We start from the raw sequence: 8981 nt of genomic DNA, 5'->3' as shown, positions 1-8981 counted from the left end.
ATTCTTCCGCCAGTCTGGTCGCCGCGGCGCGCAGCGTCGAATGGGCGTCGTCGACCGCCTCGCTTTCTACGATGGTCCGGTGGACGATCACGCTTTCAGCACGCCGGAGCGGCAAGCGATCTACCGTGTGATCGCCGAGCGTCGCGACATGCGGCGGTTCGTTCCAGACAGCAAGGTTTCCGAAGACGTCCTGACCCGGTTGTTGCAGGCGGCTCACGCCGCTCCCAATGTCGGCCTGATGCAGCCCTGGCGATTCATCCGGATCACCGACGACGAGTTGCGGCAGCGCATCCATGCCTTGGTCGACGAGGAACGCCAGCAGACCGCGGACGCGTTGGGTCCGCGCGCGCAGGAATTTCTCGCGCTCAAGGTCGAGGGCATTCTCGATTGCGCGGAGTTACTCGTGGTCGCGCTGTCCGACGGCCGGGACAGCTACGTGTTCGGCCGGCGCACGATGCCGCAGATGGACCTGGCGTCGGTGTCCTGCGCTATCCAGAACCTCTGGCTGGCAGCACGATCCGAGGGGCTCGGGATGGGCTGGGTCTCGCTGTTCGATCCCCCGCAGCTGGCGTCGCTGCTGTCGATGCCCGACGACGCCGAGCCGGTGGCGATCCTGTGTCTCGGCCCGGTGCCCGATTTCCCCGACCGGCCGTCGCTGGAATTGGACGGCTGGGCGCTGGGCCGCCCGCTGTCGGAATTCGTATCGGAGAACGGCTGGGGTCAAACGCGCAGCGAACGGTAGCCCGACGCGCAGCCGCAGGCCGCGGGCCGGTGGCGGTTACGATGCCGGGGTGCAGCCACCGCCGCCGGGTCCTCCTCCGCAGTGGGGACCCCCGCCCGAGGATCCGCGGGAGTACCCAGGGCCTGATTTCGGCGGCCTGCCCGCCCCGGAAACCCACGGCCAGCAACCACCACCATTCGGATATGGCCTGCCGCAATGGGGCGCCTACGGCCCACCGACACCGGTCCCCACGTCACAGCAGACCTTCGGTTGGATCAGTATGGCGGTCATCGGGTTAATGGGATTGCTCGGCGCGATCCTCACCCTCACGCTCTGGATCAACCTGAACAGCTCGGTCAGCCGGGCCGCCGACGTCTGCAACCGGTTCGGCGGCGAGTACGCCCACATGTGTCGACTGCAGATCGAGAAGCTAGTCCCCAGCGTTCCGGTGGCCCTGGTCGTGTGCCTCTTCCTGATCATCGCGGCCTGTCTGGCCGTTGCCGCCGGCGCGGTGATGCTCGTCGTCAAAAACCAGATGGGGCAGTTTCTGATCCTCGGTGGCGGCATCGTCATGCTCGTCTTATCGATCGGTGTCGAAGCTCGCTACGGCGCGACGAGCCGGGTGACCTACGACCTGATTGCAGGTCTGCTCATCGCGGTCGCCGGAGGCCTGATGTTCGTACCCGCCTTGCGGGTGCTGTTGGGATTGCCTGCGCAGCTGTTGGGCGGTAGCCCCAAACCCGATGGTTATCCGGGCAGCGGCCCCTGGCCGCCCGGTCCGCCCCTTCCGCCGCAGTACGGCGCCGGCGGCCCGCCGCCGCAGTGGTGAACCGTGCGACCCGACAGGCGCGCCAACTCGTAAATACGCGTAAACGCGCCCACCGAGCGTCCGGTTAGGCTCTCCCGGTGCCCGCGCATCCGACGTCGTATCTCGTGCTCGCGTCGCAGCGCTGCGGGAGCACGTTGCTGACGGAGTCGCTCCGGGCCACCGGCAGCGCAGGCGAGCCACAGGAGTTCTTCCAGTACCTGCCGACTACCGGCATGGCCCCGCAGCCCCGTCAGTGGTTCGCCGACGCCGAGGACGAGACCATCCTGCATCTGCTCGATCCGCTGGACCCCGGCACGCCGGACACCGCGTCCTCGATTACCTGGCGTGAGCACATCCGTAGTTCAGGCCGCACACCAAACGGCATCTGGGGCGGGAAGCTGATGTGGAACCAAACGCCGCTGCTGCAACAGCGGGCGTCGTGGTTGCCGGATCGCTCGGGAGACGGTCTGCGCGCGGCCATTCGGGACGTCATCGGCAGCGAGCCGGTCTTCGTGCACGTCCACCGCACCGACGTGGTGTCGCAGGCGGTGTCGTTCTGGCGGGCCGTGCAGACCCGGATCTGGCGTGGGCGGCCACATCCCGCGCACGACGCACAGCTCACCTACCACGCCGGTGCGATCGCGCACGCCGTCACCATGCTGCGCGAGCAGGACGAGTGCTGGCGCGCCTGGTTCGACGACGAGGGCATCGAGCCGATCGATGTGCCCTATTCGGCGCTGCGGCACAACCTTTCCTCGATTGTCGCGACGGTGTTGAAGGCGATCGGGCAGGATCCGCGATTCGCTCCTCAGCCGGCGCCGCAACGCCACACCGACGGGCATGCTGACGAATGGGTTTCCCGCTACCGCGCCGACGCGCGCCGACTGGGGCTGCCGGAGTAGTTCCGACGCCGACCTGTGCGATGACGAACACCCGCCGGAACGGCTGGAACGTCGTCGCCTCCGGCTGATCAGCCAACCGGTTGCGGCTCGGCGGTGCTGGCCCAGCGCAGCCGCTCGAGCAGCAGCGAATCGGGCAGCAGCACATGGCCGTCGAGACGCTCTCGCGACAACGGGCCCAACGCCGTCACCGCCGCGCGCTGGATGCCGGACTTCGAAATCAGCCCGGGCAGTGGACCGTTGGGGGCGGGTCTGGCGTCGGTGCGGAATGCGCAGGCGACCGCGAGGGTCTGCTCATCGCCGGCGCCGCTGACCTCGGCGGCGGTCCAAACCTCGCGGACCGGGTAAGACCAGATCGCCGCGAGCGTGTTGGGCAATGCGGTGTCGACCTTCACGCCGTAGGCGGCGACGTACGTCGAGTCGCCCTGGTTGACCCCCGTCCACGTCTCACGGCCCGGCCGCGGCAGCGGCGAGGGAACATCGTCGGGATCGGCGATCGCAGCGGTCCAGCCGCTCTCGCGTAGGTGATCCGCCAGTCGGCGCGCCGCTACTTCCGCTGTTTCATGCAATGGGATGTGCGGCGAACGGGCTTGCAGCGCAGCCAGATTGTCTGCGGCAGAAAGCGTCACACCGATCCAGGTCTGACGTTCCCTGGTGCCGACCTCCGAGGTGCTGTCGCGACTGGTGACGCGAATGGCGTGGGCACGCAGGCCATAGCGTTGCGTGTAACCGGCGATCAGCGGCAGCGGCAGCGAGTCGGTGTCGCCCAGCGGCGGCGTCACCCGCAGCAGCGCGGTGGTCCGCACATCGGTGACCGACTCCGCGGCCCGACGCTCGCCGCGATTGGGCCGCAGGATCGCCAGCCTGCGGCGCAGGATCGTGGTGACCGGCAGTCCCCGCCACCGCGCCAGCAGCATCATCACCACCACGACGGCGACGCCGAGAACCCAGCGCTCACGCACCGAATGCCAGGGAAAGGCGATGGCTGCGGCCGCAACGGCCAACACCACCAACGTGATCCGTCCGCTGGGCGGCGAACTGGGTTGATGCGCGCTCACAGTGCGGGTTCCTTCCGTCGGCGTGCGGCGATCGCGGCGGCGGCCACGACAGCCATTGCGAGAGTGGCAGTTCCACCAAATGCGACGATCCGGGGCCACCGGCTCTTGGGTGCAGGCTCCGGCGGGGCCGCGACATGTTTCACCGGCGACTTCTCGCCGGTGGTGGCGGCCGGGAGTTCCCAGGTGAGGGCGGCAACCGGGTCGAGGGCACCCGCTCCGACAACGTTCGACGGGGCCCGGGCGCCGCCTCGCGCGGAGGCGGTGAGCCGCTGAATCACCTGCGCGGATTTCAATTCCGGGTATTTACTACGCACCAAAGCTGCGACGCCGGAGACATATCCAGCCGCGTAGCCGGTGCCGGCAAGCGGCGTCAATTGTTGACGTTGGTTGGGCAGGCCGTTGGCGAGTCCGCCGTCGTCGCGGTTGCTCACCGAGACGATGCTTTCACCGGGCGCGGCGATACCCACCCACGGGCCGGGCATGGTGAAATTCGACGGCTGGTCACCGGGTGTCAGCGACCCGACCGACAACACGTACGGCTGCCACCACGACGGGACGGACACCGACGTGACACCGGCCCAGTTGCGCGGGTCGTCGGGGCGACTCATGTCGGTGAGCGGGTTGGCATCACACCCCGCTCCGCCGGCCGCACCGATGTTGCCGGCGGCGGCGACGATCACCGCGTCTTTGTCGACGGCCGCATAACGAATCGCCGCCCCCAGCGCCCCTTGGTCGACATTGCGGTCGGCGGGCACGCAGGTGATCCCCGAGACGGCGATGACCCGGGCGCCGAGGTCGGCGGCGTGCACGATCGCGCGACCGAGTGCGGTGACGTCGACGACCGCCTTCGTCAGGCTCGGGTCGCCACCGGCGCCGCGCGCCGAGAACTTCGACGAGGTCACCCGTAACGACACGACTCTGGCGCCCGGTGCGACGCCGGCGAAGCCGTCGTCGCCGGGTTGACCGGCGATCAGGCCGGCAACCGCGGTCCCGGGCCCGTCGCAGTCGCTGAGCCCGTCGGTCGACTCGATGTAGTCGCCGCCCCCCTGGACGCCGGGGAGCCGCGGGCCGGGCCGCACTCCGGTGTCCAGAACGGCTACCAGTTGCCCGTCACCGCGCGAAAACCGCCACGCCGCAGAAGGATCCAGGAGCTGCTGGCTCGGGGACGCCACTTTGAAGTCGGTGCCGGGGATGACGCCGGTGACGCTGCACTCCCCGCTCTTTGTCATCGGCGCCACCGGACCGGGCGCACCGGGCGGTGGTGGCGCAGCGGGATCGACCTGCGGCCGGTCGACCGCCAGCGCTGGCGGGCAGACCCACAGCGTGGCAACCAAAGCCGCTGTGAGACAACCGAACCGCCGAGTGCTGGCAGATCTCATCGATTGAGCACCCATTCGAACAGTCCGACCAGGTACGCGATCACCGGGATCAGTGACGCGTCGATTCCGGCCGCGACAAAGCCGACCAGTCGGCGCAGCGGCAGCGAGTACGTTTCCGGAGCGGCGACGGTCGGGCTGAGCGCGACGACGACCCAGGCCAGCACCACGACGGTCAGCACCGAGGCGATCACCAGCGCGGGCAGGTATGCCGTGGTCGCGGTGTAGAGCACGATCAGTCCGACCCCCACCAAGAACGGCTGGGCCAGCAGCCACGCTTTGCAAGCGGCCGAATCCCACACCCGGGCCCGCAACGCAGCCGCGGCAGCCGTCGCGCCGATCACGTACCAACCCCAGGGCGACAACGTGTCTGGCCGCCACGCGATGGCCAGCGATCCGATCACGCTGAGCAGCACGGCGCCGGCGATGAAGCCGGTCTGGTGGGCATCGCTGATCCGAACCCGTCGCGGCAGATCCGCAAGCACTCGGGAGGATGGCGCCGACGGGGTCGGGTCGCCGGGAGCGGGAATGACCGGGAGCGGAAAGCGTGCCCACAGCGCGGACAGTTGCGGGGCTTCGACGGTCACCAGCAACGCCACTACGAGAAGACCGGCGCCCAACGTCACCAAGGGCAGCTGCCACAGCGAGCTGGCGCCCGCTGCCAGCAGCACGCCCACACCCAGCACCGTCGTCGCGGTGAAAAAGCTGATGAAACCGTGGCTTTCGCGATCAGGCAAGATCAAGCCGATCAGCGACCAGGCGGCCACCCCGGCCGCTGCCAGCATGACCTGCGGCGTGCCGAAATGACCGGGAACCGCCAACGCCAACGCCGCGGCGACCGGCACCAGAGCTCCGGCGGACAAGGCCGCCGCGGCTCGCGGAGACCGCACCACCAAACCGGCCACCACGGTGAGCAGCGCGATCGCAGCGACCGCGATCAGCCCGGCCACCGAACCGGTGGCCACTCGGTGGACAACGCCCAGACCGGTCGCTGCCCACGTCAATCCGATGAGCGCAGCGATCGTGCCGCGCTGGATGTGGGCGGGGCCCCATGGTTTCAGCCGCGATGTCGAGAAGATGACGGCAGCGTCCGCGATGTCTTCGACGATGCCCGGCGCGGCCGGCCCGACCGGCACCGGCTGCAACGCCAACAGATCGCCGTCGACGACTCCGACTGTTCCCAGGCTCGCGTCGAGGCTGAACGGCGCGCCGCCGATCGGAGCCAGGCTCAGCCGCACCGGAGTGGCGGACTCGGCGCCGGCCGCATCGTCGGCGACGACCGGAACGACCAAACGCCGCACAGCCGGCAGGATTTCGCGCAGCGGCAAGTCGACGGGCAGGGCGATCTCGGTCAGTCGACTGTCCGCAAGGATCGCGACCCGCACGATGGGCATGACAGTGCTGGACATCACCGACACCTCAGGATTCTGCGGAACATGGGTTCTCTTTCTCTTTGTGGATCAAACAGTTTGTGGGTTGGGGCTGCTGAAGTCTCGGGAGAGGCGGTTGCCCTCGAACCAGTCGCCGTCCGGCAGTTGGCCGGTGAGTTGCTCGGCGGCGACAGCGACGGCGAACGGTGTTCCCGGGCTGAAGGTGGAGATCCATTCGCCGTCGAAGGCGCGCGACGGGCTGACCAGCACTCTGCCCACGGTGGTGTCGACAATGCTCATGCCCACTTCGGTGGTGGTGTGCCGGCCATCGTGGCGAGCGCCCGCGACGATCTCCACGTAGCTGCGCGGCCCGTTGAACACCGATTCGACCACGGGCCGCGCCGACTGCGGGATACCCAGGTAGTCAAGAACTTCGGTGAGCGGTTCACCGTTGCGCAGCCGCTCGTCGGCCCGGGCGCCGACCTGGGCGGGCAGGCTGAATTCCTCGAATCTCGCCGGGGCTTGCTGCGCCAGACCGACACCGAGAATCGGCACCAGCGCGCGAGAGTCGTCAATATCCATCGCGGTAAAGGTGATCAACTGCGCGTTGCGCAGTGCCACAACGGTTTTCGTAGCTTTGCTGCCGCGGCGCGCGATGATGCCGCGCAGCAGATCATTGCCTCCCGCAGCGGCGGCGGACCCGACATATCGCAGGTCCAGCCACCGCTCTGGGAAACACACCACCCGAATCCATTCGGCCACCGCCGTATTGATGGTGCCATCTGCCGACACCAGACCCATCTTGGCAAGTTCGGCGGTCTGGGCTGCCAGAAACGCACCCCGTTGCGCGGCATCACTGTATGGCGTGGTGATCGCCAACACCCATGGGAACGTTCCCGCTCCCACGGTTTCAGCGATGCACCACGCCTGATCGACAGTCAACTCGACGGCGTTGGGCTGGGTGGTCATCGGCGTTGCGGACCTAGCCGCCCCACTTGGCGCCTTCGGCCGCGTCGCGGGCCAGCATCGACGTGGTGTTGTTCTCGTGCGTACCCGCCATCGCGCGATACGACAGCACCAACTGCTCGAGCGCCTGATTCCACTGCGTCTGCCACGCCTGATAACTCAGGCCGGTATCACCCTGCCACGCCGACTGCAACGCAGCCTGCTCAGCAGAGATGTCGGCGCCCAGACTCTGCATGGTGCCGGCATAGCCGGCCATGTCCGCCGCATGCGCCAGCATCGCCGGATAGTTGTACATGATCTGCGACATCACAAACCCTTTCGACTCATAGGTAACGGCTCAGAAGCCCGGGTAGCTGCTCGCCGCAGCACTGTCCGCGGCCACATACGTGCCCGCCGCATCACCCAGATTCGCCTGCGCGATATCCAGCAACGCATTCACCTTCGCCGCCGCCGCCACAAACCGGGCATGCGCCGCCTGAAATGCCGCCGCACCCTCACCAACGAAATACGCCTGCGACGACATCGCCTCCTGCTCGGCCTGTCCGATCGTCGACCGCATCAACCCCGCCTTGGCCCCAAACGCCGACTCCGACGCGATCAACTGCGGAATGTGAGCATCCAACAAACTCATCCCAAAAATCCTTTCGTTACTCGATTACCGTTGCCCAACGAACTCTCGCTCAGCTGTGGTCCCCCTCCCCTTCCGATGGCTCGGGATACCACGTCCCCGGCACCATCGGCATGCCAGGGCTATTCCCAAATCCGTTGTTGTTCAGGGTCGCTAGCCCCGCCGCTGCAGCTGAGTCTTGCTTGCCCGCCGTGCCGGCGAACCCGAGCAGACCCGAGGTGTTGCCCGCCGACACCGCGGCCGCAACGCGCCCCCGGTCGTCTCGCGCACCCCAGTCCGGGTCGACATCGAGGTTCATGTCGGCGAATTCGTCGTAATGATCCCGTTGCATCGACCGCCGCCGACGGCGCTTCTGCGACTTGGCTGGGCGCGACGCGCCGACCGCGGCCGCGACGATCGCGCCGGCCGGCGCCTTGTTCTCGTCGCGGTCGATCAGCGTCGGTCCGGGACCGCCGCCGGAATCCATGCTGCCGATCACGTACGGGAAGACGGCCGCGGGTGCCGGTGCCGGAGTGGCGCCCGCTGTTGCTGCGGCCGCCGAGGTCGGAGTCGCAGATGCCGGCGTACTCACCGGTGCCGGGGACAACCCCGCCGCCGGCATCCCGCCACCTTGCCCGGTTCGAAAGCCAGGCGCCTCAGCAACATCAGGTGCCAGTTCAGGCGTAATCGGAGGCGCCATTGCGCTGAGAGCCAAGGCCAGAATGAGTGGCAGAAAGGCCGGCGAACTGAGCAGGACCGACCAGAAGGTCGTCCCGAACGGAATGAAGAATGCCTCGTAGGCGACGAAGAACAACAGCGGGAACCACTGGCTCGGATTGGCGAGGATGGCGCTGAACGTCCCGCTCGGATCCTGCAGGAGTTGCACCAGCTGGTTGAAGATGTCGGTGAAGAAGTTTCCCGACGCCGACGGATTCGCCATCGCCGCGGTCGCATTGGTGGTCTTGAGCACCGCTGGCGCCGCCGCGGCACGCGGGGCCGTCGCCAGCGCCGACCCGGACACGCTTTGGTACGTCGCCATCGTGGTGGCCGCCTGGATCCACATCCGGGCATAGTCTGCCTCGTTGACAGCGATCGGAATCGTGTTGATTCCGAAGAAGTTCGTCGCGATCAGCACACCGTGGATGACATGGTTGGCCGCCAGCTCAGGAAACGTCG

General features: G+C 67.8%; 10 protein-coding genes. 3 read left to right on the top strand and 7 right to left on the bottom strand.

What is annotated here, in order from left to right:
* Positions 1-79 precede the first annotated feature (79 nt).
* The 3 genes from bluB (at position 80) to stf0 (ending at position 2431) form a co-directional block, all read left to right on the top strand.
* Entirely contained in the window at positions 80-742 is a 663-nt protein-coding gene (gene bluB / locus AC2VOG_RS07815) for a 5,6-dimethylbenzimidazole synthase (protein WP_486939344.1), read from the top strand.
* A 49-nt stretch (positions 743-791) separates the two neighbouring features.
* Complete coding sequence (locus AC2VOG_RS07810) at positions 792-1550, top strand: hypothetical protein (protein ID WP_486939343.1); 759 nt, start codon at positions 792-794, stop codon at positions 1548-1550.
* Positions 1551-1627: 77 nt separating this feature from the next.
* On the top strand, positions 1628-2431 hold the full coding sequence (gene stf0, locus AC2VOG_RS07805) for a trehalose 2-sulfotransferase (RefSeq protein WP_486939342.1): 804 nt from the start codon (positions 1628-1630) through the stop codon (positions 2429-2431).
* Positions 2432-2499: 68 nt separating this feature from the next.
* Here the strand turns inward: stf0 and eccE are convergent, their stop codons facing one another.
* The 7 genes from eccE to AC2VOG_RS07770 all read right to left on the bottom strand — a co-directional run.
* Entirely contained in the window at positions 2500-3486 is a 987-nt protein-coding gene (gene eccE / locus AC2VOG_RS07800) for a type VII secretion protein EccE (protein WP_486939341.1), read from the bottom strand.
* Positions 3483-4865, bottom strand: coding sequence for a type VII secretion-associated serine protease mycosin (gene mycP / locus AC2VOG_RS07795; RefSeq protein WP_486939340.1), 1383 nt, complete (start codon positions 4863-4865; stop codon positions 3483-3485). Before mycP ends, eccE begins: the two co-directional genes overlap by 4 nt.
* Positions 4862-6271, bottom strand: coding sequence for a type VII secretion integral membrane protein EccD (gene eccD / locus AC2VOG_RS07790; RefSeq protein ID WP_486939339.1), 1410 nt, complete (start codon positions 6269-6271; stop codon positions 4862-4864). The genes mycP and eccD overlap by 4 nt, the downstream gene beginning before the upstream one ends.
* Positions 6272-6322: 51 nt before the next feature.
* A complete protein-coding gene (locus AC2VOG_RS07785) occupies positions 6323-7201 on the bottom strand; it encodes an ESX secretion-associated protein EspG (protein WP_486939338.1) in 879 nt (292 codons plus the stop codon).
* A 13-nt stretch (positions 7202-7214) separates the two neighbouring features.
* Positions 7215-7505, bottom strand: a complete 291-nt coding sequence (locus tag AC2VOG_RS07780; RefSeq protein ID WP_486939337.1) for a WXG100 family type VII secretion target — start codon at positions 7503-7505, stop codon at positions 7215-7217.
* Positions 7506-7535: 30 nt separating this feature from the next.
* Positions 7536-7829: a WXG100 family type VII secretion target gene (locus tag AC2VOG_RS07775; RefSeq protein ID WP_486939336.1), complete on the bottom strand. Its 294-nt coding sequence runs from the start codon at positions 7827-7829 to the stop codon at positions 7536-7538.
* A 49-nt stretch (positions 7830-7878) separates the two neighbouring features.
* Positions 7879-8981 (bottom strand): PPE domain-containing protein (locus AC2VOG_RS07770; RefSeq protein WP_486939335.1); only part of this gene is annotated, 1103 nt, incomplete at its 5' end.

The organism is Mycobacterium sp. TH-M11 (genome assembly GCF_057473725.1).
Note: the sequence above shows the minus strand (reverse complement) of the source record. Positions and strands in the feature narration are given on the sequence as shown.

What these genes read in the sequence shown, in the direction of transcription:
- AC2VOG_RS07785 (WP_486939338.1), bottom strand. Translation starts at nt 7,201, where the DNA reads ATGACCACCCAGCCCAACGCCGTCGAGTTGACTGTCGATCAGGCGTGG.
- mycP (WP_486939340.1), bottom strand. Translation starts at nt 4,865, where the DNA reads ATGAGATCTGCCAGCACTCGGCGGTTCGGTTGTCTCACAGCGGCTTTG.
- AC2VOG_RS07780 (WP_486939337.1), bottom strand. Translation starts at nt 7,505, where the DNA reads ATGTCGCAGATCATGTACAACTATCCGGCGATGCTGGCGCATGCGGCG.
- eccD (WP_486939339.1), bottom strand. Translation starts at nt 6,271, where the DNA reads ATGTCCAGCACTGTCATGCCCATCGTGCGGGTCGCGATCCTTGCGGAC.
- AC2VOG_RS07775 (WP_486939336.1), bottom strand. Translation starts at nt 7,829, where the DNA reads ATGAGTTTGTTGGATGCTCACATTCCGCAGTTGATCGCGTCGGAGTCG.